This is a genomic window from Amycolatopsis thermophila (assembly GCF_030814215.1).
In the GTDB taxonomy this organism is placed as follows: domain Bacteria; phylum Actinomycetota; class Actinomycetes; order Mycobacteriales; family Pseudonocardiaceae; genus Amycolatopsis_E; species Amycolatopsis_E thermophila.
On the sequence record NZ_JAUSUT010000001.1, the window covers coordinates 5,743,720 to 5,766,763 of the forward strand.

A 23,044-nucleotide genomic window follows, 5' to 3' on the forward strand; every position below is an offset into this window, starting at 1 on the left:
CGGCCACCCCGGTCACTTCCCGCCGAGCAGCTCCACCTCCGACAAACCGGGCGCGCCGCCGGTGCTGTCGGTGATCCGCAGCCGGTAGTGCGCGTAGGCGCCCGGCGTGGCGATCTTGAACGCCCGGGTCTGCCGGCGCCAGGGGAACGTCTCCCCGGACCGGGTGTCCAGCGTCGTCCAGGACTGCCCGTCGGCCGAGCCCTCCAGTACCCAGCCCCGCGGGTCACCGGCCGCCGCGCCGGAGGTGAGCGTGTAGAAGGTCGCCGCCACCGTCCCGCCCACCGGGCAGTCGACCGTGGTGAGCGGGCGGGCATCGGTCGCGGAGGTGTTGTCGAACAGCGGCCCGCCGGGCGTGGTGAGGTCGGCCGGCGGCTGCGGGACCTCGTCGCCGTGGGTCAGCGACGGCGGCACGTCGGCGGCGCCGGTGCCCCAGTTGGAGGGGTTCGGGCCCATCGCGAAGTCGAGGGTGGCGCCCCGGGCCAGCAGGTCGTGCGGCAGCGACGTCGACGACCAGGGCTTGCCGTTCACCCGCAGGCCCTGCACGTAGACGTTGCGGGCGCTGTTCTTCGGCGCGTTGACCACCAGGTCCCGGCCGCCCGGCAGGTGCACGGTCGCCTTGGTGAACAGCGGCGACCCGACCGCGTACTCGGGGCTGCCCATCCGCAGCGGGTAGAACCCGAGCGCGCCGAAGACGTACCACGCCGACATCTCGCCGTTGTCCTCGTCGCCGGCGTACCCCTGGCCCAGTTCGCTGCCCAGGTAGAGCCGGGACAGCGCTTCCCGCACCCCGGCCTGCGTCTTGGCCGGCTGCCCGGCGTAGTCGTACATGTAGAGGATGTGGTGGCTGGGCTGGTTGGAGTGCCCGTACTGGCCCATCCGCACGTCACGGGCCTCGCGCATCTCGTGGATCTGCCCGCCGTAGGCGCCGGGGAACCCGGCGGTCTCCGGGGTGGCGAAGAACTGGTCGAGCTTGCGGCCCAGCGCCTCGCGCCCGCCGTAGAGGTTCGCCAGGCCCTGCCCGTCCTGCGGCACGGTGAAGGCCATGTTCCAGCCGTCGGTCTCGGTGTAGTCGTAGCCCCACGCGCGCGGGTCGTACTGGCCGGCGGGGACGCGGAACCGGCCCGAGGAGTCGCGGCCCTGGAAGAACCCGGCGGCCGGGTCGAACATGTGCACGTAGTTCTGGGCGCGATCGCTGAAGTACTCGGCGTTCTCCGCGTATTCGCGGCGGCGCGGGTCGTCCGGGGCGGCCTCGTCGGCCAGCTTTCGGGCGAGCATCGCGATGCCGAAGTCGTTGAGGTAGCCCTCGAGCGCCCACGACATGCCCTCACCCGTCGAGGCCGGGGTGTAGCCGAGGAAGATCGACTGCTCCAGGCCCTTGCGGCCGACGTTCTCGTCCGGCGGCGCCACCGTGGCGTTCTTGATCGCCGCGTCGTAGGCGGCCTGCACGTCGAAGCCGCGCACGCCCTTGAGGTAGGCGTCGGCGAAGGCCACGTCGGAACTGGTGCCGGTCATCAGGTTCGCGTAACCGGGGGAGGACCAGCGGGCGATCCACCCGCCGTCGCGGTACTGCTGCACGAACCCGTCGATCATCTTCCCGGCCATGTCCGGTGACAGCAGCGAGTAGGCGGGCCAGGTGGTGCGGTAGGTGTCCCAGAACCCGTTGTTGACGTAGATCTCGCCGTCCACCACCTTCGAGCCGGTCCGGGTCGGCGTGTCCGGCCCCGCCTTCGGCGCGACGGGGCTGGCGTAGGCGTGGCGCGGGCCGCCCGTGGTGCCGACGTTCTCGAACCCGGAGTTGGGGTAGAGGAACAGCCGGTACAGGTTGGAGTAGAGGGTGGTCAGCTGGTCCTGGCTCGCGCCCTCGACCTCGATCACGCCGAGCGTCCGGTCCCAGGCGGCCTGCGCGGCGGAGCGGACGGTGTCGAACGCGGTGCCGGCCGGGATCTCCTGCTCCAGGTTCCGCTTGGCCTGGTCGAGGCTGATCAGCGAGGTCGCGATCCGCATCGTCACGGTGCCCGAGCGGGCCGGGTCGAACCGCAGGTAGCCGCGCACGTGGTCACGGCCGTCGCCGGGCAGCATCGATCCGCCGGTGACCGGCCGGTCGAAGCTCGCGTAGACGAACATGCGGCCCGCGCCGGCGGAGTTGCCGCTGCGCACGTCGGTGAACCCGGACAGCGTGCCGCTCGCCGGGTCGAGGGTCAGGCCGCCGGCGTCGTTGATGTTGTCGAAGACCAGGTTCGCGTCCGGGCCGGGGAAGGTGAACCGGAACATCGCGGCGTGGTCGGCCGGGGTCAGCTCGGCCCGGATGCCGTTGTCGAAGGTGACGCCGTAGAAGTAGGGCCGGGCGGTCTCGTTCTCGTGGCGGAACGGGAGTGCGCGGGCCGCCCGGCCGGCGTCGGGTACGCCGCCGGCGGCCGAGGGCATGACCTGGAAGGTCTGCCGGTCGCCCATCCACGGGCTCGGTTCGTGGCTGAGCGCCAGCGCCTGCATCGTGGGCAGGTTCTGCGCGTTGTTGCCCTCGTGGTAGCGGTAGAGCCAGTTCATCGACCCGGCGTCGGTCACCGGGGTCCAGAAGTTGAAGCCGTGCGGCACGGCGGTGGCGGGGAAGTTGTTGCCGCGGGAGAACGTGCTGTTGGCGTTGGTGCCGCGGGTGGTGAGCACGTGGTCGGACAGGTGGTCCACCCGCGCCCGCGGTGCGGCCGGGGCGAGCTGGATGTCGTCGAACCAGCCGTTGAACGCGCCCGGCCCGTCCGGGTTGTCGTAGGCGACGAGGACGCGCGCGACGGTCTTGCCGCGGGCGACGGTGCCGATCGCGCTGCGGACGAGGTTCCACTGGTTGGCGTAGAGCGACTTCGCCGCGCCCTGCCCGCGTGGGGTGAGCGGGAAGCCGTACTGGTCGAGCGCGCCGAGGTCGGACAGGTAGGTGCCGTCGGTGAACGCGAGGTCCACCGCGACGTTCGTGCTCGGGTACTTCAGGTCGTCGCCGGTGAGTTCGGGGAAGACCTTGTAGGACAGCTCGGTGTCCGGGCGCACCGGGACGCGCACGTCGAACACCTTGTTCCAGGAGTAGCCGTGCCGCGCGGTCTGGGTGCCGCCGTAGTGGAAGGCGCGCAGACCGGTGAACCCGGCGCGTGGTTTGCTCGTGTAGCCGCCGGGCGGGCCACTGTCCGGGTAGGACCGCATGGCGGGCAGCGGCGGCGGCGCGGGCTGGTCGTCGGCGAGCAGGAGTTCGGCCAGTTGCACGATGTCGGCGCCGTGGTTGGCGCTGATGTCGAGCCGGTAGAAGCGGTGGGTGGCGGGGGTGGCGAGGCGGAACTGCCTGGCCTCGAACCGGGCGCCGAACGTCTGCCCGGACTGCGTGTCGAGGGTGGTCCAGGTGGTGCCGTCGTCGGAGCCCTGCAGCGTCCAGTCCCGCGGGTCGCGCTCGGGGGCGTCGTTGGCCGAGGTCAGGCCGTAGCGGGTGATCGCGACGGGCTCGGCGAACTCGGCCTGCACCCACCCCGACGAGGCGAACGCGAGCCACTTCGACTCGGGCCGCCCGTCGAGCACGTTGACCGCGACCTCACCGGCGCCGGTGTTCTCCGCGCTCGCGGTCGCGCCGGTGGCTTTGCCGCGCACGTCACCGGGGATGGCCGAACCGTTGGCGCCGTTGACCCCGGCGGCCCGGGGGGCGCCGTCCGGCCCGGTCTCCACGGTGTCGGCCCAGTCGGGCGCGGGTTCCCCGGCTTCGAACGACGACGAGAACCGGGCGGGCTGCTGCGCTCCGGCGGGCGGCACGGTGACCATCCCGGTGATCAGCAGGGCGGCGACCAGCACGCGAATGGTTCGGACCATGGATCGCAGCGAAACGCGCGGCTCCACCACCCGTCAAGCAGGCACGCCAAACCTGGCGCGAACCGGACAAGGAAGGGTGAATCCCCGGGCGCGATCAGCCGTACCGGGTTTAGGAAGCCGGACACGCGTCGCGGACCGGTACCTCCGCACGGCGGCTCGCCGCCCAGACCCGTGAACGCGCACGCGGCGAACACGGTCGTCGTGGTGGTCGCGCCGAGCGCGGAGCCGAGCGCGTAGAAGATCATGTAGCCGCCGATCACGCTGCTGGTGCGCTCCGGGTGGGCCGCGGTGAGCAGGTGCTGGTTGCTCACGTGCACGGCCTGCACGGCGAAATCGAGCACGACCACGCCGAGGGCGACGAGCCACAGCGACCGGGACGCCTGACCGGTGGCGAGCCACGAGGCGGCGAGGAGCGCGAGGGCCCCGCCGGTGACCGCGCTCGCGAACCCGCCGTCGGCCCAGCGCCCCGCGCGGGCGGCGCCGAGCGCACCGGCCAGGCCGGCGAGCCCGAACAGTCCGATCCGGGCCGCGCTGAGGTGCCACGGCTCCGCCGCGAGCGGCAGCGCCAGTCCGCTCCACAGCGTCCCGAACGAAGCGAACAGGAAGAACGTGATCAGCCCGCGCGAGAGGAACAGGCGCTCGCGGACGAGCCCGCCCATCGACGCCAGCACCTCCCGGTAGGCCGGGCGCGCGGTGCGCGGGTCGGGCGGCAGCGTGACCCGCACCAGCGCCGCGAGCAGAACCAGGAGCACGGCGAGCACGACGTAAACACCGCGCCACCCCCATGCGGTGGCCAGGGCACCGGCGGCGACGCGGGAACCGAGGACGCCGAGGACCACGCCCGAGGTCACCACGCCGAGGTCACGGCCGCGTTCCCCGGGCCGGGACAGGGTCGCGGCGTAGGCGACCGTCGTCTGCACGACCACCGCGAACAGCCCGGCGAGCGCGAGACCGGCGAACACCATCCCGGCGTGGGTGGCTGTCGCGGCGAGCGCCGCACCCAGCGCCGTCAGCAGGAGGTGTCCCGCGATGAGGGTGCGCCCGTCGGCGACATCGCCCAGGGGCACGAGCACAGCGAGCCCGGCCAGGTACCCCAGCTGACCGGCGGCGACCAGCCAGCCCAGGCGTGCTTCCGGCAGCCCCAGGTCGGCGCCCGCCTGGGCGAGAACGGGCTGCACGGCGTAGAGCGCGGCGACGGCGACCGCGCAGACCGCGGCGAACAGGGTGCGCCGGCCGAGTCCCATGGGGTCTCCAATCGGTAGCAATTTGCAACTGATCGGAGCGTAGGGCAGAATAGTTTCAAACAGCAACTCTTCAGGAGGTGTGGTGACGGGAACCGCGATCAGCGGCGGGGACGTGGCCTGGACCGACCCGGCCTGCCCGGTGGCGCGCACGGCCGACCTGATCGGGGACCGCTGGAGCCTGCTCATCGTCCGCGACGCCATGGACGGCGCGCGGGCGTTCACCGATTTCCAGCAGCGCACCGGGATCGCCCGCAACATCCTCACCGACCGGCTCCGCCGCCTGGTCGACCGCGGCATCCTCGACCGGTGGACCGCGCCGTCGGGCAAACGGCAGCTCTACACCCTCACCGAGGCGGGCCGCGACCTCTTCACGGTCATCGTCGCCCTGCGCCAATGGGGCGAACGGCACGCCTTCGCCCCCGGCGAACCCCACTCCACCCTCGTCGACGACCACGGCCGCCAACTGGCCCCGCTGCGGCCCGCCGACGCGGACGGCAATCCCGCCGACGTCGACACGACCTCGGTGCGCAAGGTGCCCACACCCTGAGCCGGACTCAGAACCCGACCGCGTCGTCCGTGGTGACCGTCGGTGTCAGCGAACGCCTCCGCCAGCGGGGTCTCCAGCGTGCGCTCTGCGGCCTCGGGGTACATCTCCGGCACGTGATCGGCCGTGTGCGTGACCGCCAGCGGCCGGTGGTCACGCTCGATGTAGAGCGGTTCCAGCGCCTGCATCCGCAGCAGCAGCCGGGACAGCGCCGCGGTCAGCGCGTCCTGCTCGGCCGTGGGCAGCTCCGCCCACTTCGGCGCCGCCGAGGCCGCCCGACGTGCCCGCGAACCCGTCGGAGATCGCCAGCGCGCGGTCCACCAGCGGCGCGACGGCCCGATCGACCTCCGCCAGGTACCCGGCCACCGGTTCCAGCGCCGGTCGCAGCGACCCGCCCGCGAACGGAATGTCGAGCCCGGCGAACCGCAAGGGCGCGCGCCGGTGTTGTACTCGCGCAGCCACCGCACGAGGCCCTGGTTCGCCCCGGCCGTGATGGTGCCGCTCAGCCCGGACAGGCCCCCGGCGTCCCCGGCCAGCCATTCGCCGAGCGCGACCAGGCCACGACCTTCGACGGCCTCGATCCCGCCCGGGCCCCCTGGAGTTGATCAACAGTGCGTGAGGAAATGCTCCAGGACCCGCTTGCCGAAGTGCAAACCATCAAGGGGCACCCGCTCGTCCACGCCGTGTGCCATCGCCCGGTACGGGAAGCCCTCGGGCAGCCACAGGGGAGCGAAGCCGTAACAGGCGATGCCCAGCGGGCTGAACGCCTTCGCGTCGGTACCCCCGCCCATGCAGTACGGCACCACCACCGCGTCCGGGTCCTGCGAGCGCAGCGCGGCGGCCATCGCCTCGAACCACGGCGAGTCCACCGGAGCCTGCACGGCGGGCTGGTGCGCGACGAACTCGCGGGTCACGTCGGGGCCGAGCAGCTCGTCGATCTGCGCGAGCAGCCCGTCCTCGGTGCCCGGCAGCGTCCGGGTGTCCACCTGCGCCTGCGCCAGGCTCGGGATCACGTTCACCTTGTACCCGGCGTCCAGCATCGTCGGCGTGGTGCTGTTGCGGATCGTCGGCTCCACAAGGGACGCCGCGGGGCCGAGCCGGGCCATCGTCCCCTCCACATCGGACAGATGGACCGCCACGCCGAGCGCCTCCCCGGTGCGCACCAGGAACGCCTCCACCGTCGGCGTCAGCGCGACCGGCCACTCGTGCGCCGCGATCCGCTGCAGAGCCGCGATCAACCGCACCACGGCGTTCTCGTGGTTGGGCCGGGAGGCGTGCCCGGCGCGCCCGCGCGCGGTGAGCCGCAGGTGCGCGGTGCCGCGCTCGGCCGTCCCGACCGGGTAGAGCCGCTTGACCGACCCGTCCGCGGCGGGCACGTGGTAGGTGTAGCCGCCGGACTCGCTGATCGCGGCCACGCACCCGTCGAACAGTTCGCGGTGCTCGGCCGCCAGCCAGTGCGCCCCGTACTCGCCGCGGTCCTCCTCGTCGGCCACGAAGGCCAGCACCAGGTCCCGCCGCGGCTTCAGGCCGTCCGCCAGCGCGCACAGCACCATCGCGATGAAGTCCTTCATGTCGACCGCGCCCCGGCCCCACAGGAACCCGTCGCGCACCTCGCCGGCGAACGGCGGCACCGTCCAGTCGGCGGCGTCGGCGGGCACCACGTCGAGGTGGCCCTGCACGAGCAGCGCCGGCAGCATCGGGTCCGCGCCCGGGACACGGGCGACCACGTTGGTCCGCCGCGGGGCCGACTCGAGGATCACCGGTTCGATCCCGGCGCCGGCGAGCACACCCGCGACGAACTCGGCCGCGTCCCGCTCGCCCTCGGCGTCGCCGTGGCCGCGGTTGGTGGTGTCGAACCGCAGCAGCTGCGCGCACAGACTTTCGACGTTAGCCATACTTCCCCTGCACCGCGCCCGCGGCGATCGCCGTGACCACCTTGAACGCCTTCATCGCGTCGGTCATCGTGGCCGCGTCGAAGCCGACCCGGCGCACGCCGGTCTGCTCGACGGTCGGCACCACCGCGGCGGCCTGCGCCAGGTGGCTCGCGTCGAACTCGACCTCGATGCGGTGCGTGGCGGCCGTGCCCGGTGTCCGCACCGCTCGGTCCATGCTCGCCCGTGCGGCCGCGCTCAGCATCTCGGCGGTCCTGGACGGGGGAAGGCAGATCGCGGCGTAGCGGCTCACGCACTCCTTCACCGCGACCCGTTCGGCGCCCGGCGCGTAGCCCGCGGCGTCGTCACACGCCTTGTCGTCCCCCGACACCAGCAGCACGGGCACGCCGTACTCGGCGGCGAGCGCGGCGTTGAGCCTGCCCTCGCTCGCGGGCTCGCCGTCCAGCCACACGCCGGTGATCTGGTTCTCCAGGTAGGTGTGCGCGAGCACCCCGTCGGCACCGGCGCCGGCGTGGTAGCCCAGGAACACGACACCGTCGACGCCGGAGTCGATGCCCTGCATCATCGACAGCGGCTTGTGCCGCCCGGTGAGCATGCGGGCGCGCTCGTCGAGGTCCTCCAGCAGCAGGTTGCGCTGCGCCGAGTGCGCCTCGTTGACCAGCACGTCGGTGGCACCGCCGTCGAACAGGCCGCCGATCACGGCGTTGACGTCGCCGGTGAACAGCCGCCGGAAGCGCTGCCACTGCTCGGTGCCCGGCACCACGTCGTCGGTCCAGGTGACGCCGGTGGCGCCCTCCATGTCCGCCGAGATCATGATCCGCATGGTCCAGACCTTACGTCACGGCTCGGCAACGTCGCCGGTGAGTCGTTGACTCCACGTGCTTGGAAGTGGTTACTTTCCGGTTCGCAGAAATCGCAGGAGAGGTGGGGACCCGTGGGGATGCGTTTCCCGAGACGAACGCGCGTGGCCGCGGCGGTCGGCGCAGCGGTGCTGGTGACCGGTCCGTTCGTGCCGGCCGCCCAGGCCCAGAACCAGGGCGGCACCGTGCTGCGCGTGGCGCTGGTCCAGGAGATCGACCACCTCAACCCGTTCCTCGCCTCCTTCGCCTCCAGCACCATGGTGGGCCGGATGACGTGGGAGTTCCTCACCCTGCCCTCGGCGCAGGACAACACCCCCGCGCCCGGCCTGGCCGAGTCGTGGACCACCTCGCCGGACAAGCTGACCTGGACCTACCACATCCGCGACGGCGTGAAGTGGTCCGACGGGCAGCCGGTCACCGCGAAGGACGCCGCCTACACGTTCACCCGGATCATGACCGACGAGAACGCCCAGGAGGCCAACGGCACCTACGTCGAGAACTTCGAGTCCGTCACCGCGACCGACGACCACACCCTGGTCATCCGGACCAAGACGCCGCAGGCCAGCATGACCGCGCTGGACGTGCCGATCGTGCCCGAGCACATCTGGGCGAACCAGCCGGACATGACCAACCCGGCCACCGACGGCGTGCCCGTCGTGGGCGTCGGCGACGGGCCGTTCCTCATCACCGAGTACCGCCCGAACGAACTGGTGCGCCTGAAGGCCAACCCGGACTACTGGCGCGGCAAGGCCAAGATCGACGAGCTGCAGTTCATCACCTACAAGAACTCCGAGGCCGCGGTCAGCGCGCTGCGCAACAACGAGGTCGACTTCGTCAACCGGCTCACCTCGACCCAGTTCGACACGCTCAAAAGCGCCGGCGGCATCGCCACCAACCAGGCCACCGGCCGCCGCTACCGCGAGCTGATCCTCAACCACGGCGCCCAGACCCTGTCGCGCCAGCCGATCGGCGACGGCAACCCGGTGCTCAAGGACGTCCGCGTGCGGCAGGCCATCGCCCGCGCCCTCGACCCGCAGACCCTGGTGGACAAGGTGCTCGGCGGCTACGGCCAGACCGGCGGTGGCATCGTGCCCGCCTCGTTCCCCACCTACCACTGGGAACCGCCGGCCGGCCAGAAGTACACCTTCGACGCCGCGGCCGCCAACGCCCAGCTCGACCAGGCCGGCTACCCGCGCGGCGCCGACGGCACCCGCGTCGGCCCGGACGGCAAGCCCATCGAACTGCGGCTGCTCGGCCGCGCCAGCGAGGACTTCGCCCAGCGCGCCTCCGACTACGTCGTCAGCTGGCTCGGCGACATCGGCATCCGCGTCACCAAGCAGCTGGTGTCGGACAACGAGGTCGACGAGCGCACCAACAACGGCAACTACGACCTGGCGTTCTCCGGCTGGGGCACCAGCCCCGACCCGGACTACATCCTGTCGAAGCAGACCTGCGCGGCCCTGCCCGCCGTCGCCGGCAGCAGCAGTAGCACCTCGTTCTTCTGCGACCCCGAGTTCGACCGCCTCTACGCCGCCGAGAGCACCGAGTTCGACCCGGCCCAGCGCGCCGACCTGGTCAAGCAGGCCCAGGCCCGCTACTACAGCCAGGTGCCCAGCATCGTGCTGGACTACGACAACGTCCTGGAGGCCTACCGCTCCGACAACTTCGCGAGCTTCACCAAGCAGCCCGCCGACACCGGCCAGATCATGGAGCAGAGCGGCTACTGGGGCTTCTACGGCGCCACCCCGGCCGAGGGCGGCTCGGGCGGAGGCGGCGGCCTGTCCACCGGCGCGTGGATCGGCATCGGCGCCGGGATCGTCGTCGTGCTGGTGATCGCCGGCACCGCCGCGGGCCGGCGCCGCAAGTCCGCCGACGACACGGAGTAGCGGCGTGACGAACGCGGTCTCCACCGCCGCGGCGGAGCTCGACGAGCCCCGCCGCGGCACCGGTACGGCCCGGTTCCTCCTCGGCAAGCTCGGCGGCGCGGTCGCGAGCCTGCTGCTCGTGGTCGCACTGGGGTTCCTGCTGTTCCGCATGATCCCCGGCGACCCGGTCACCACCCTGACCCGGGACCGGCCGACCAGCCCGGACCAGCTGGCGCTCCTGCGCGAGCGGCTCGGCGTGGACAAGCCGCTGTACCAGCAGTTCCTCGACTACGCCGGTGGCCTGTTCCGCGGCGACCTGGGCACCTCCTACGGCTACAACCGGCCGGTGGCCACGCTCATCGGGGAACGGCTGGGCCCGACCCTGCTGCTGGTCGGCACCGCGACGGTGCTGGCCGTGGCGCTCGGGCTGTGGCTCGGGGTGCGAGCCGCGTGGCGGCGCGGCAGCCTGTTCGACCGCACCCAGACCGGCATCGCGCTGACCCTGTGGTCAATGCCGCAGTTCTGGCTGGGCCTGCTGCTGCTCATCGCCACCCAGGGCGTGTTCCCCAGCGGCGGCATGCGCTCCCCGGACACGCCGCCGGAGTTCTTCCCGCAGCTGCTCGACGTCGCCCACCACCTCGTACTGCCGTGCGTGACGCTGCTCGCGGTCATCTACGCCCAGTACATGCTCGTCATGCGCTCGTCGCTGCTGGGCGAGATGAACGCCGAATACCTCACCACCGCCCGCGCCAAGGGCCTGCGCGAGGACCTGGTGCGCCGCCGCCACGCCGTGCCCAACGCGCTGCTGCCCACGGTGACCCTGGTGTTCCTGCAGTTCGGCCTGGTGGTGTCCGGCACCGTCACGGTCGAGACCGTGTTCTCCTGGCCCGGGCTGGGACTGCTCACCTACGAGGCGCTGCGGGTGCCGGACCTGCCGCTGCTGCAAGGAGTGTTCGTGGTCATGGCCGGCTCGGTCATCGTGATGAACCTGATCGCCGAGGTGCTCTACCGCGTGCTCGACCCCCGGGTGCGGGCCCGATGACCGCCCCCGCGTCGATCGCCTGGCAGCGCCGCCGCGCCGCGGCCGCCGGGGTCTGGCGCGAGTTCGCCACCGACCGCGGCGGGCTGGCCGGTCTCGGCGTGCTCGTGCTCGTCGTGCTGCTGGCCGTGCTGGCGCCGGTGATCACCGACTCCGCCGGCCTGGACGTGGTCAACGCGCCCGGCCGCCCGCTGCAGCCACCGACCGGGGAGTTCCTGCTCGGCACCGACATCGACGGCCGCTCGGTCCTGCTGCTCACCCTGTGGGGCGCGCGGGTGTCGCTGCTCGTGGGGTTCGCGGCGACGATCCTGTCGGTGTTCATCGGCACGCTGGTGGGCATCCTGGCCGCGCACTTCGGCGGCTGGGTGTCCGCGGTGCTGATGCGGTTCACCGACTTCTTCCTGGTGCTGCCCTCGCTGGTGCTGGCGATCGCGCTGTCCACGGTCCTGCCGCACGGCGTGCCGACGATCATCGTCGCCGTCGGCGTCACGTCGTGGCCGACCACGGCCCGGCTCGTGCGGGCCCAGACCCTGACCATCGAGTCGCGCCCCTACATCGAGCGCGCGCGGGCACTCGGTGGCGGGCACCTGCACGTCATCGGCAAGCACGTGCTGCCCGGGGTGCTGCCGTTGGTGCTGGCCAACACCACGCTCGTGGTGGGCAACTCGATCATCGCCGAGTCCACGCTGTCCTTCCTCGGCCTCGGCGACCCGACCGCACCGTCGTGGGGCCAGATGCTGCAACGCGCCCTGTCCTCGGGTGCGGTCACCGGGGGAGCGTGGTGGTACCTGGTCCCGCCGGGCCTGGCGATCGTGGTGATCGTGCTGTCGTTCACCCTCGCCGGACGCGCGCTGGAAACGGTGCTCAACCCGCGGCTGAAGGGGGAGCACGCGTGAGCCCGCTGCTGGAAGTCAAGGACCTCAACGTCTCCTACCGCGACGTGCATGCCGTGCGGGGCGTCGGGCTGACGCTGGAGCCGGGGGAGACGCTGGGCATCGCCGGCGAGTCCGGCTCGGGCAAGTCCACCGTCGCGATGAGCGTGCTGCGGCTGCTGCCCAGGTCCGCCGCCGTGACCGGCGAGATCCTGCTCGACGGCGAGGACGTGACCACCATGCGCTGGGGCCGGCTGCGCGCGGTGCGGTGGGCCGAGGCGTCGGTGGTGTTCCAGGGCGCCATGCACGCGCTCAACCCGGTCCGCCCCATCGGCGAGCAGATCGCCGAACCGATCCGGCTGCACGACCCGTCCGCCGACGACGTCCGCGCGAGGGTCGCCGAACTGCTGGACTCGGTGGACCTCCCGCCGTCGCGCGCCGGGGCGTACCCGCACGAGCTGTCCGGCGGGCAGAAGCAGCGCGTGATGATCGCGATGGCCCTGGCCTGCCGGCCCCGGCTGATCATCGCCGACGAGCCGACCACCGCGCTCGACGTCATCGTGCAGGCCCAGGTGCTCGACCTGCTCAGCAGGCTGGTCGCCGACCGCGGCCTCGGCCTGGTCATGATCAGCCACGACCTCTCGGTGCTCGCCGCGACCTGCTCCCGGATCGCCGTGATGTACCGCGGCGAGATCGTCGAGCAGGGCCCGTCGGCCGCGGTGATGCGATCGCCGGAACACGCGCACACCCGCGCGCTGGCCGCCGCGTTCCCGACCGTCGGCGATCCGGTCTCGCGGTTCGCCCCGGCGACCAGCACACCGCTGCCGCCGGAGCCGGACACCCCACCCGACCCGGACGTGCTGCTGGCCGCCGAAGACCTGCGGGTCAGCTTCCGCGACCGCCGCGGCGCCCCCATCCACGCGGTCGCCGGGGTGAACCTCGAGGTGCGGCGCAACGAGATCGTCGCGCTCGTCGGCCAGTCCGGCTCGGGCAAGACGACGCTGGCGCGCACGCTGCTGGGCCTGCAGAAGCCCACCTCCGGCGTGGTCCGCTTCGACGGTGAGCCGGTGCCCGCCTCCGGTGCCGCGCTCAAGGCGTACCGGCGGCACGTCCAGCTCGTCCTGCAGGACCCGGCCAGCGCGCTCAACCCGCGCCACACCGTCTACGAGGCGGTCGCCGAGGGGCCGCGCATCCACCGCCTGCCCGGCGACGAACGGCAGATCGTGGTGGAGGCGCTGGAGGCCGCCGAACTCCGCCCCGCGGAGCGGTTCCTGCACCGGCTGCCGCACGAACTGTCCGGCGGGCAACGGCAGCGGGTCGTGATCGCCGGGGCGCTCGCACTGCGGCCCGGCGTGCTCGTCGCGGACGAACCGGTGGCGTCCCTGGACGCCTCCGTGCGCGGCGAGATCCTCGGGCTGCTGCTGCGGCTGCGCCGCGAACTCGGCCTGGCCGGGCTGGTGATCACCCACGACCTCGGGCTGGCGTGGAACATCGCCGACCGGGTCGCCGTGATGTACCGCGGCGAACTCGTCGAGGTGGGCACGGTGGAGGAAGTCCTGCTCGAACCGCGGCACGACTACACCCGGTCCCTGCTCGCCGCGCTGCCCGGTGGGACCGCGCGCACTTCACTACAGTCCTGAATGCCCGCGAGTCAAAAAAAACTTCGTTCCCGCCGGGAACCCGCAGGGGAACGGTGTGTAATCTCCGTGGACGAAATGGCGACCACTACTGACCCCGCCCCCGGGGCGCCCGCGCCGGCGCACCCGGCGGCCCGCGTGCGCGTGCCCTCACGGTTCCCGTACCGCACCGTCGCGATGGGCACCCTCGGCAGCACCCTGCTCCTGCTCGGCGCACTCGGGGCCGGCGGCATCCTCATCCGGGACCCGGTCCTCGGGCACGGCCCGCTGTCCTGGGTCCGCTACGGGCACGGCCGGATGCTGGCCAACGCGGTCGTCTACGGCGGGTTCGCGCTCGTCGTGTGGGCGTGGGTGCGGCTCGGCCGCTACATGCTCGCCGGGCGCGTGGGCAGCCGCCCGATCCTGGTCGCCGCCGCGTGCTGGATGGCGCCGCTGCTGATCTCGCCGCCGCTGTTCACCCGCGACGTGTTCTCCTACCTCGGCCAGGGCGCCCAGCTGCTGCACGGGCTCGACCCGTACGCGCACGGCCCCGCCGAGCTCGAGGTGCTGCCGAACGTGGTGCAGAACGTGCACCCCGTCTGGCAGACCACCCCCGCGCCGTACGGGCCGCTGTTCCTGCTGATCGCCAAGGGTGTCGTCGCGCTGACCGGTGACAACGTCATCGCCGGGGTCATCGTCACGCGCCTGGTGCTGCTGCTGGGCCTGGCGATGATGCTGTGGGCGCTGCCGCGGCTGGTGCGGCACCTGGGCGGCAAGCTGCCGATCACGGTGTGGCTCGCGGTCGCCAGCCCCATGACGGTCATCCACCTCGTCGGCGGCCCGCACAACGACCTGCTGATGCTCGGCTTCCTGACCATCGGTGTGCTGGCCGCGCTGGAACGCCGGCACGCGGTGGCGATCGTGCTGGTCACCGTCGGCATGCTGATCAAGCCCACCGCGGCGGTCGCCCTGCCGTTCCTGGTGTGGGTGTGGGCCAACCACCTGCCCCACCCCAGCCGCGTCCGCAACTTCTTCCAGGCCGGCGCGATCTCGGTGGGGCTGTTCGGCGTCGTGTTCGTGCTGGGCACGTGGGTGTCGCTGGGGTCGTTCAACCTGGGCTGGGTCACCGGCCTGCAGGCGCCGACGCTGGTGACGAACTGGCTGAACTTCCCGACCGGGCTCGGGCAGCTGGTGCACACGCTGGTGAACCTCGTGATCACCGTGCCGGAGTCGCCGTTCGTCACCGTCGCCCGCGCACTGGCGATGCTCACGCTGGCGGTGTTCGGCGTGCGGCAGTGGTGGAAGGCCCGCCGCGGCGGCAACGAGGCGATCTTCCGGATGGCCATGACGCTGCTGGCCACCGCGGTCCTCGCCCCGCCGACCCTGCCGTGGTACCTGACCTGGGGTTTCGTGATCGCCTCGGCGTTCCCCTGGCGGCGCAGGCACCTGGCCATCGTGGTCGCCGTGGCGTCGTTCCTGGTGCTGGCCTACTACCCGACGGGCGAGCAGGCCCTCTACGACTGGTGGTTCGTCGTGGTGGTCACCGCGCTGTCGGTCTACGCGGCGGCGTCCCTGCTGCGTCCCGACCCCCTCGGGCTGGTCGGCGCGTGGCGGCGGCAGCGCGAGGTGCCCGACTTCGTCGGCACGGAGTGATCGCGCCCGGTCACTCCGCCCGGCCGGCCCAGCCGCTCCACCGCGTCACCCGCGTCCGCACCACCGGGCCCTCCGGCGGGCGCCGCGCGTACTGCTCGTACTTGCCGCGCAACAGGGCGATCGCGTCCGGAGCCGAGGCCCCGATCGTCGCCGTGCCGTCGGCGCGGCACCACCACAACCGGGTCCAGTCCTCGTCGTAGGCATCGGCCAGGAAGCTCACCGCCGGGTTCGCCGCGATGTTGCGCAGCCGCCGCAGGTCGGTCGTCGACTTCGGTTTGTGGTCGACCGCGAACACGATCTCGTCGCCGGACACCGCGAACGTCACCGGCACCAGGTGCGGCCGCCCGTCCGCGGACACCGTCGCCAGCCGCGCGACCCGCGCCGCGGCGAACCGCTCCCTGGCCTCCCGCGGATCAAGTCGCATCGGTCACCACGGTCAGCGCTGCCGTGTCCAGTACGGCCTCGACCCCGAGCGGCACGGTCAGCGACCCCTCGACGTGCCCGAACGGCACCCCGGCCAGGATCGGCACGTCCAGGGGCCCGAGCCGGTCCAGCATCAACGCCCGCACGTCGGTCGCCTCGCCGCACCCGGTCCACGTGCCCAGCACGATCCCCGCGACCCCGTCGAACCATCCCGACCGCAGCAGCTGCGTGAGCATCCGGTCCAGCCTGTACACCGGCTCCGTCACGTCCTCCAGCACCACGATCCGGTCGCGCGCGCCGCCCTGCTCGGGGGTGCCGACGCCGGCGGCGAGCAGGCTCAGGTTCCCGCCCGTGAGCCGGCCACGAGCCGTGCCCGCGACGAGCGCCTCCGTGCCGGGCAGCGTGACCGGACCCGGCGAGAACAGCGCGCGCCGCAGGTGCTCGCCGCCCACGTCGTCCCAGAAGTCGCCGGCGGGCATGGGCGAGAACAGCGTCGGCAGGCCGAGGTGCCGGTGGATCGCCGCGTGCAGGGCCGTCACATCACTCGACCCGGCGAACACCGTGGCACCGGCCCCGCGCAGGGCCGGCCAGTCGAGCAGGTCGAGCATCCGCTGGGTGCCGTAACCACCGCGGGCGGCCAGCACGATGCCGACCTCCGGGTCGAGCCACGCCTCGGTGAACAGCTTCGCCCGCACCGCGTCGCTGTCGGCCAGGTAGGGCGCGTGCCGCGCGCCGGGCGTGACGAGGTTGCGCACCCCCACACCCCAGCCGTCGAGCACCGCCAGCGCCCGCTCCAGCCGCTCGGGTGCCACCGGCCCGGCGGGCGCGACCAGGGCGACCGTGGTCATGAGCGCAGCTCCAGCTCCGGCACGCCCGGCGTGGCGAAGCCGAACACCTGGCCGTAGAACGACAGTTCGGCCTCCAGCGCCGCGATCATCGTCTCCGCCCTGCGGAAGCCGTGCTGCTCGCCCTCGAAGGTCAGGTAGGCGTGCGGGATGCCGCTGCCGGCCAGGGCCCGCACGAACCGGTCGGCCTGCTCGGGCGGGCAGATCTGGTCGTCGAGCCCCTGCAGGAGCAGCACCGGCCCGGCCAGGCGGTCCGCGTGCCGCAGCGGGGAGCGCTCGACGTACCGCTGCCGGGCCTCGGGCAGCGGGCCGACGAGCCCGGCCACGTACTGCGACTCGAAGTCGTGGGTCTCGCCGCCGTCGCCGGTCCACTCGGCCAGGTCGAGGATCGGGTACTTGATCGTCGCCGCGCGGTAGGTCGTCACGCTCGTCATCGACGCCGCCGAGGTGTAGCCGCCCGCGCTGCCGCCGCGGACCGCGAGCCGCGCCGGATCCGCGGTGCCCTCGGCCGCGAGCGCCTCGGCGACGGCCGCGCAGTCGTGGACGTCGACCACGCCCCACTGCTCGCGCAGCCGCTCCCGGTAGGCGCGGCCGTAGCCGACCGACCCGCCGTAGTTGACCGCGACGATCCCGATGCCCCGGCTGGTGAAGTAGGCGAAGTCCAGGTCCAGGTCGCCGAACACCCGCCCGGTCGGCCCGCCGTGGACGTGCACCAGGTACGGCGGCAGCTCGCCCTCGGGACCGGTGAAGTCCGGGTTGGCCGGCCGGTAGACGAAGGCCGGGATCGCCACACCGTCCGGGCCGGTGAAGGTCCGTTCCTCGGGCACCGGCAGGTACTCGGCCGGCGGCAGCGCGTGTTCGGCGTCGGCCAGTTCGGTGACCGCCCCGCCGGCGAGGTCCACGCGCACGACGGCGGTTTCGTGCCGGGGCCCGGCGGCGATCCCGGCCACGCCGTCCGCGGTCCGGGCCAGCGTGGGCGCCCAGCTGGTCAGGTGCTCGGCGACGGGGGTGAGGGTCCCGGTGTTCTCGTCGAGCACGGCCAGGCGCCCGGAGTCCAGGACCGCGTGCCGCCCGCCGCCCAGCGGCACGAACCAGTTCGAGCCGATCTTCCACAGCGGCCCGCCCAGTTCGCGCTCCACCGGCACGATCGCGCGGGCGGTCCCGTCGAGGGCCACGCGGTGCAGGTTCCACCACCCGTCCGGGTCGAGCAGCGCCAGGAGGGTGTCCGCGTCCTCCCACTCCAGCTGGCAGACCGAGACGCCGGGCCCGCCGGCGAGCACCCGGTGCGGGCCGAACCCGCCGTCGGCCCGCACCTCGGCCACGCACAGCTCGGTGGAGTCCCACGGCATGTCGGGGTGCTCCCACCCCAGCCACGCGGCGTGGCGGCCGTCCGGGGACAGCTGCGGTGCGGTGAGGAAGTGGTGGCTCGCGGCCAGCGGAACGACCTCGCCGCCGGTCAGGGACACCAGGTCGCGGCGGATGTCGGTGCGCCGCGGCCCGGTGCTCGTCTCCCGCACCGCCCACACCGCGTCGCCGGGACCCGGACGAAGGTCGCCGTACCGGACACCCTGCGGGGTGGGCGGCTCGGGTGTGACCGGAACCACCTCACCGCTGTCCAGGTCGCGGCGGTGGACGCGCTGGTCGTCCCAGTGGGTGAAGTACAGGACGCGGCCGGCCACCAGCCACGGCCGCCCGCCGTATTCGTGCACCCGGTTCCGGGCGTTCCACGGTGCGGGCAGCATCTCCTCGGCACCGTCCTGACCTGCGCGGAGGAGGGTCAGCCTGCCGCCCTCGGCGGGGCGGGCCTCGGCCCACCAGACGGTGCCGTCGACGACGTCGAGCCATTGCGCGCCCCCGCCCGCCGCGGCGACGTCCGCGGCGGGGATGGGCGAGGTCCAGGTGCCGTACGGCGCGGTTTCAGCCACTGCCGCACTCTAACTAAGATGCAAGCAGGGGCGGCGGATGCCGATCATGAAACGGTGGCATAGGGTCGGGGGTGCCATGGCTCGTGTAATCCACGTCTTTCGCCAGCCCGACCGGTTCGTCGCAGGGACCGTCGGGGAACCGGGCGACCGCACTTTCTACCTGCAGGCCACCGAGGACGTCCGGACCGTCAGCGTGACCATCGAGAAGCAGCAGGTCCAGGTCCTCGCCGAGCGCCTGTCGTCGCTGCTGGAGGAGATCGTCGCGCGGTTCGGCGCCGAGGTGCCCGAGACCGTGCCGGACGACCTCGTCGACGTCGACCCGCTCGAGGTGCCGGTCGAGGAGGAGTTCCGCGTCGGCACGATGGGCCTGGGCTGGGACGCGGAGACCAGCGCGGTCGTGATCGAGTTGCTCGCCATGACCGAGGGTGAGGTCGACGAGACCGTCGTGCTGGACGACACCGAGGAGGGCCCGGACGCGGTGCGCGTGTTCCTCAGCCCGGTCGCGGCGCGGGCGTTCGCCGAGCGCGCGGACCGCGTGGTGCGAGCCGGCCGCAAGCCGTGCCCGCTGTGCGGGGAGCCGCTCGACCCGGAGGGGCACATCTGCCCCCGGCAGAACGGCTACCGGCGCAACACCGACCTGACCGACGAGAGCTAGACGGTGGCCCCACCGGTCGGCCCGGCCGATCCTCGCGCCCGGGAGCTGCTCACCCGCGGTCGGCTGACCGTCGAAGGCCGGCTGGTCGACGCCTCCAACGTGACGCTGTTCTGCCGCGTCGAACTGGACGGGCTGTCCGCGCAGGCGGTGTACAAGCCGGTGTCCGGGGAGCGACCGTTGTGGGACTTCCCGGACGGCACGCTCGCCGGCCGCGAGGTGGCCACCGCCCTGCTCTCGGAGGCGTCCGGGCTGGGCAAGGTGCCGCCGACCGTGCTGCGCGACGGGCCGTTCGGCGAGGGCATGGTGCAGCTGTGGGTGGAGACCGGCGACGACGAGCTGATCGACGTGCGCTCGCCGGAGGACGTGCCCGACGACTGGCGGATCGTGCTGCACGCCCACGACCGGCTCGGTGAGCCCGCGGTGCTCGCGCACGCCGACCACCCGGGCATGCGCGACCTGGCGGTGCTGGACATCATCGCGAACAACACCGACCGCAAGGGCGGGCACATCCTGGCCGGCACGGACGGCACGGTGTACGGCGTGGACCACGGCATCTGCCTGCACGCCGAGCCGAAGTTGCGCACGGTGCTGTGGGGATGGGTGGGCGACCCGCTGCCGGCGGACACGCTGGACAAGCTGCGCGCCCTGCCGGGCCGGATCGAGGGTGAACTGGGCGAGCAGCTGGCCCCGCACCTGACGAAGCTCGAGATCAGCGCCATCGCCGAGCGGGCGGAAATGCTCGTGGCGACCGGAGTGTTCCCCGAGCCGGGCGACGACTGGCGCGCCATCCCCTGGCCGCTGTTCTGACCCGTGACGGGGTCGCGGCCCGGATCCGTGTCCACCTGAGACCGGTCTGGTGTCGTTCCGGAGGAGACGCGGACGCGTGCGCCCGGTCAGACCCCCGCGGGGGTTCGCTGCGTGTCGTAGGCGCGGCGGGCGGCGGCGATGGTGCCGCGGTGCTTCTCCGCCCACGAGGTCAGCCCGACGAGCGTCTGGACCAGCTCGCGGGCGATGCCGGTCAGCGTGTACTCCACGCGCGGCGGCACCGTCGGGTACACGGTGCGCACCAGCAGCCCGTCCCGTTCCAGCTTGCGCAGGGTCAGGGTCAGCATGCGGCGGCTGATGCCCTCGACCTCGCGCTCCAGCTCGGTGAACCGGACCGGCCCGTGGGCGGCGGCGACCAGGATCCCGATGCTCCACTTGCCCGCGACGTGGTCGAGCACCTCGACGATCGGGCACGCCTCGGTGATCGGGGAAACGGTGTCTGCCATGCCGCCATGGTTCCAGTTCGTGCCCCCGGTCACCAGTCGTTCCCCATGGCGCTTCGTGGCATGTGTCACACGGGCACTGCCGGGACCAGGAGGGGTACACGGATGTGCCTCTGGTACACGGAATTGCCTTCTTCCCGGCGCGGTTAGGGGCTCACAGGATGACCCCAGTTACAAATCGTGCCCCTTTGGAGGTCAAGGCCATGTCCGACGATCAGCCGGCAGCACGCTCGCGGTGGCTCGCGCTCGCCGTGCTGTCCGCGCAGACGCTCATGATCGTGCTCGACCAGACCATCGTGAACGTCGCCCTGCCCGCGATCCGCGACGACCTCGGCTTCAGCCCGTCGAGCCTGTCCTGGGTCGTCAACGCCTACGCGATCTCGTTCGGCGGGCTGCTGCTGCTCGCCGGGCGCCTCGGTGACCTGGCCGGGCGCCGCCGGGTCTTCCTCGCCGGGATGGCCGTGTTCACGCTCGCCTCGCTGCTCGCCGGCTTCGCCTGGGACGCCGGAACCCTGATGGCCGCGCGGTTCCTGCAGGGCGCCGGCGGCGCCGCCTCGACCGCGGTCGCGCTGGGGATGGTCGTCCGGCTGTTCCCGGAACCGGCCGGGCGCGCCAAGGCGCTCGGCACGTTCAGCTTCGTGCAGGCCGCGGGCGGGTCCATCGGCAGCACGGCCGGTGGTGTGCTGACGCAGGCGCTGAGCTGGCACTGGATCTTCCTGATCAACCTGCCGATCGGCGTGGTCGCCGGCCTGGTGGCGCTGCGGGTGCTGGAGAACGACCGCGGTCTCGGGTTCGGCGCCGGCGCGGACTGGCTCGGCGCGGCACTCGTCACGGCGGCGTTGATGCTCGGCGTCTACACGATCGTCGGCCTCGACACGCACAGCCTCGCGCCGACGCTGGGAACCGGTGCGGTGTCGCTGGTGCTGCTCGCCGCGTTCCTGGTGCGCCAGCGGCGGGCGCGTGACCCGCTGCTGCCGCTGCGGATCTTCGCCTCGCGCGGGCTGTCCGGGGCGAACCTGACGATGGCGCTGCTGGTGTCGGCGATGTTCGGCTTCCAGTTCCTGGTCGTGCTGTACCTGCGGCAGGTGCTGGGGCTGTCCGCCCAGGCGACCGGCCTGGCGATGGTGCCGATCGCGGCGACGATCGCGGTGGTGTCGCTGGCCGTGTCGCCACGGGTGGCCACCCGCTTCGGCGATTTCCGGGTGCTGCTGGCCGGTCTGCTGCTGATCGGTGGCGGGCTCGCGTGGCTGGCGCGGGTCCCCGCCGATGGCGGATACGCCGCCGACGTCCTCGGCCCGACCCTGGCGATGGGCATCGGGTTCGGCCTGGCGATGCCGGCGCTGATGTCCCTGGGGATGGGTGACGCGCGGCCCGAGGACACCGGCCTGGCGTCGGGGCTGTTCAACACGACGCAACAGGTCGCGGGCGCGCTGGGCCTGTCGGTGCTGGCCGTGCTCGCCGCGACCCGCACCGAGTCGCTCACCCGCGTACCCGCCGGGGAAGCACTCACCTCCGGTTACCGCCTCGCGTTCTGGGTGGGCACCGGGCTGGTCGCCGCCGCGTTCGTGGTCACCGTGCTGGTGCTGCGGCCCGGCGTGGCGGCGCGACGAACCGGGGAACCCGGCGCTACCGTGCCGGATCGTGCGCTCCCACAGCTATGACGACATCCTCGCCGGCCCGCGCAGACGCAAGATCCCCGAGGTCGTGGCGGAGCGCGGGCTGGTGGTCGAGGAACCGGGAAGCGGTTTCTGCGGTGCGGTGGTCCGGTTCGAGCACGGCAACGTGGTCCTGGAGGACCGCCGCGGCAGGCACCGGGTGTTCCCGCTCGAACCCGCCGGGTTCCTGCTCGAGGGCAAGCCGGTGACGCTGGTCCGGCCGAAGGCCGCGCCACCGTCACCGGCTTCGGCGCGGTCGGCCTCCGGATCGGTGAAGGTCGCGGGCCTGCGGGCCCGCACCGCGCGCGACTCGCGCATCTGGGTCGAGGGCAAGCACGACGCCGAACTGGTCGAACGCGTGTGGGGGCACGACCTGCGCGTCGAGGGCGTCGTGGTGGAGCCGCTGGACGGCGTCGACGTGCTGGCCGAGCGCATCGACGAGTTCGGCACCGGCCCGGGGCGGCGGCTGGGCGTGCTGGTCGACCACCTGGTGCCGGGCAGCAAGGAGTCCCGCCTCGTCGAGGCGATCCGCGACGAGCACGTGCTGATCACCGGCCACCCCTACGTCGATGTGTGGCAGGCGGTGAAACCGGCGGCGGTGGGCATCCGCGAGTGGCCGTCGGTGCCGCGCGGCACGCCGTGGAAGGAAGGGATCTGCGCGGCGCTGGGCTGGGGCGAGACCTACGAGGGCTGGCAGCGGGTGCTGTCGGCGGTGAGCAGCTTCCGCGACCTGGAAACACCCCTGATCGGCGCGGTCGAGCGGCTGATCGACTTCGTGACCGACCCGGAAGGCTGAATCCGGCAGGTCACGCTGGGATGACATCGGGTCGTACGCTGGTCGCGACCGGTCACTT

Annotated in this window: 18 protein-coding genes; 10 read left to right on the plus strand and 8 right to left on the minus strand. The window is 72.7% G+C overall.

Going from position 1 to position 23,044, the window contains the following annotated elements:
* Nucleotides 1-12: 12 nt before the first annotated feature.
* Together FB470_RS28185 and FB470_RS28190 are read right to left on the minus strand one after the other, a co-directional pair.
* Nucleotides 13-3,834 carry a GH92 family glycosyl hydrolase gene (locus tag FB470_RS28185; protein ID WP_306996430.1) on the minus strand — a complete coding sequence of 1,274 codons (3,822 nt, stop codon included), beginning with the start codon at nt 3,832-3,834 and terminating at the stop codon, nt 13-15.
* The gene (locus FB470_RS28190; RefSeq protein WP_306996431.1) at nt 3,795-5,078 is read right to left on the minus strand and encodes an MFS transporter; all 1,284 of its coding nucleotides are present in this window, start codon (nt 5,076-5,078) and stop codon (nt 3,795-3,797) included. Before FB470_RS28190 ends, FB470_RS28185 begins: the two co-directional genes overlap by 40 nt.
* 82 nt (nt 5,079-5,160) lie before the next feature.
* Between FB470_RS28190 and FB470_RS28195 the strand changes: the two genes are divergently transcribed.
* On the plus strand, nt 5,161-5,625 hold the full coding sequence (locus FB470_RS28195) for a winged helix-turn-helix transcriptional regulator (RefSeq protein WP_306996432.1): 465 nt from the start codon (nt 5,161-5,163) through the stop codon (nt 5,623-5,625).
* Nucleotides 5,626-6,227: 602 nt separating this feature from the next.
* Here FB470_RS28195 and FB470_RS28200 read toward each other — a convergent pair.
* Together FB470_RS28200 and FB470_RS28205 are read right to left on the minus strand one after the other, a co-directional pair.
* Nucleotides 6,228-7,517 carry a M20/M25/M40 family metallo-hydrolase gene (locus FB470_RS28200; protein WP_306996433.1) on the minus strand — a complete coding sequence of 430 codons (1,290 nt, stop codon included), beginning with the start codon at nt 7,515-7,517 and terminating at the stop codon, nt 6,228-6,230.
* The gene (locus tag FB470_RS28205; RefSeq protein ID WP_306996434.1) at nt 7,510-8,337 is read right to left on the minus strand and encodes a M55 family metallopeptidase; all 828 of its coding nucleotides are present in this window, start codon (nt 8,335-8,337) and stop codon (nt 7,510-7,512) included. The genes FB470_RS28200 and FB470_RS28205 overlap by 8 nt, the downstream gene beginning before the upstream one ends.
* Before the next feature lie 141 nt (nt 8,338-8,478).
* Here FB470_RS28205 and FB470_RS28210 point away from each other — a divergent pair, with 141 nt between their 5' ends.
* The 5 genes from FB470_RS28210 (at nt 8,479) to mptB (ending at nt 15,419) form a co-directional block, all read left to right on the plus strand.
* A complete protein-coding gene (locus FB470_RS28210; RefSeq protein WP_306996435.1) occupies nt 8,479-10,260 on the plus strand; it encodes an ABC transporter substrate-binding protein in 1,782 nt (593 codons plus the stop codon).
* A 4-nt stretch (nt 10,261-10,264) separates the two neighbouring features.
* Nucleotides 10,265-11,281, plus strand: a complete 1,017-nt coding sequence (locus FB470_RS28215) for an ABC transporter permease (RefSeq protein ID WP_306996436.1) — start codon at nt 10,265-10,267, stop codon at nt 11,279-11,281.
* Nucleotides 11,278-12,174 carry an ABC transporter permease gene (locus tag FB470_RS28220; RefSeq protein ID WP_306996437.1) on the plus strand — a complete coding sequence of 299 codons (897 nt, stop codon included), beginning with the start codon at nt 11,278-11,280 and terminating at the stop codon, nt 12,172-12,174. Before FB470_RS28215 ends, FB470_RS28220 begins: the two co-directional genes overlap by 4 nt.
* Nucleotides 12,171-13,790, plus strand: a complete 1,620-nt coding sequence (gene nikE / locus FB470_RS28225) for a nickel ABC transporter ATP-binding protein NikE (RefSeq protein WP_306996438.1) — start codon at nt 12,171-12,173, stop codon at nt 13,788-13,790. Before FB470_RS28220 ends, nikE begins: the two co-directional genes overlap by 4 nt.
* A gap of 75 nt (nt 13,791-13,865) precedes the next feature.
* Complete coding sequence (gene mptB / locus FB470_RS28230; protein ID WP_306996439.1) at nt 13,866-15,419, plus strand: polyprenol phosphomannose-dependent alpha 1,6 mannosyltransferase MptB; 1,554 nt, start codon at nt 13,866-13,868, stop codon at nt 15,417-15,419.
* A gap of 10 nt (nt 15,420-15,429) precedes the next feature.
* On the opposite strand, the gene FB470_RS28235 is transcribed toward mptB, so the two are convergent.
* Genes FB470_RS28235 through FB470_RS28245 form a run of 3 tightly spaced genes read right to left on the minus strand, consistent with a single transcriptional unit; the run spans nt 15,430 to nt 18,612 of the window.
* Nucleotides 15,430-15,843 carry a TIGR03668 family PPOX class F420-dependent oxidoreductase gene (locus FB470_RS28235; RefSeq protein ID WP_306996440.1) on the minus strand — a complete coding sequence of 138 codons (414 nt, stop codon included), beginning with the start codon at nt 15,841-15,843 and terminating at the stop codon, nt 15,430-15,432.
* Nucleotides 15,833-16,690, minus strand: a complete 858-nt coding sequence (locus tag FB470_RS28240; protein ID WP_306996441.1) for a S66 peptidase family protein — start codon at nt 16,688-16,690, stop codon at nt 15,833-15,835. The genes FB470_RS28235 and FB470_RS28240 overlap by 11 nt, the downstream gene beginning before the upstream one ends.
* Nucleotides 16,687-18,612 (minus strand): S9 family peptidase, encoded by a 1,926-nt coding sequence (locus tag FB470_RS28245; RefSeq protein WP_306996442.1) that lies wholly within the window; start codon nt 18,610-18,612, stop codon nt 16,687-16,689. The genes FB470_RS28240 and FB470_RS28245 overlap by 4 nt, the downstream gene beginning before the upstream one ends.
* A 76-nt stretch (nt 18,613-18,688) precedes the next feature.
* On the opposite strand from FB470_RS28245, the gene FB470_RS28250 reads away from it, so the two are divergent.
* Both FB470_RS28250 and FB470_RS28255 read left to right on the plus strand, forming a co-directional pair.
* On the plus strand, nt 18,689-19,267 hold the full coding sequence (locus tag FB470_RS28250; RefSeq protein ID WP_306996443.1) for a DUF3090 domain-containing protein: 579 nt from the start codon (nt 18,689-18,691) through the stop codon (nt 19,265-19,267).
* Between the two features lie 3 nt (nt 19,268-19,270).
* Entirely contained in the window at nt 19,271-20,074 is an 804-nt protein-coding gene (locus FB470_RS28255) for an SCO1664 family protein (RefSeq protein ID WP_370876592.1), read from the plus strand.
* An 86-nt stretch (nt 20,075-20,160) separates the two neighbouring features.
* Here the strand turns inward: FB470_RS28255 and FB470_RS28260 are convergent, their stop codons facing one another.
* Nucleotides 20,161-20,538 carry a winged helix-turn-helix transcriptional regulator gene (locus FB470_RS28260; RefSeq protein WP_306996444.1) on the minus strand — a complete coding sequence of 126 codons (378 nt, stop codon included), beginning with the start codon at nt 20,536-20,538 and terminating at the stop codon, nt 20,161-20,163.
* A 200-nt stretch (nt 20,539-20,738) separates the two neighbouring features.
* Between FB470_RS28260 and FB470_RS28265 the strand changes: the two genes are divergently transcribed.
* Nucleotides 20,739-22,196 carry an MFS transporter gene (locus FB470_RS28265; protein WP_306996445.1) on the plus strand — a complete coding sequence of 486 codons (1,458 nt, stop codon included), beginning with the start codon at nt 20,739-20,741 and terminating at the stop codon, nt 22,194-22,196.
* Nucleotides 22,177-22,986 (plus strand): DUF3097 domain-containing protein, encoded by an 810-nt coding sequence (locus FB470_RS28270; RefSeq protein WP_306996446.1) that lies wholly within the window; start codon nt 22,177-22,179, stop codon nt 22,984-22,986. The genes FB470_RS28265 and FB470_RS28270 overlap by 20 nt, the downstream gene beginning before the upstream one ends.
* Nucleotides 22,987-23,044 lie beyond the last annotated feature (58 nt).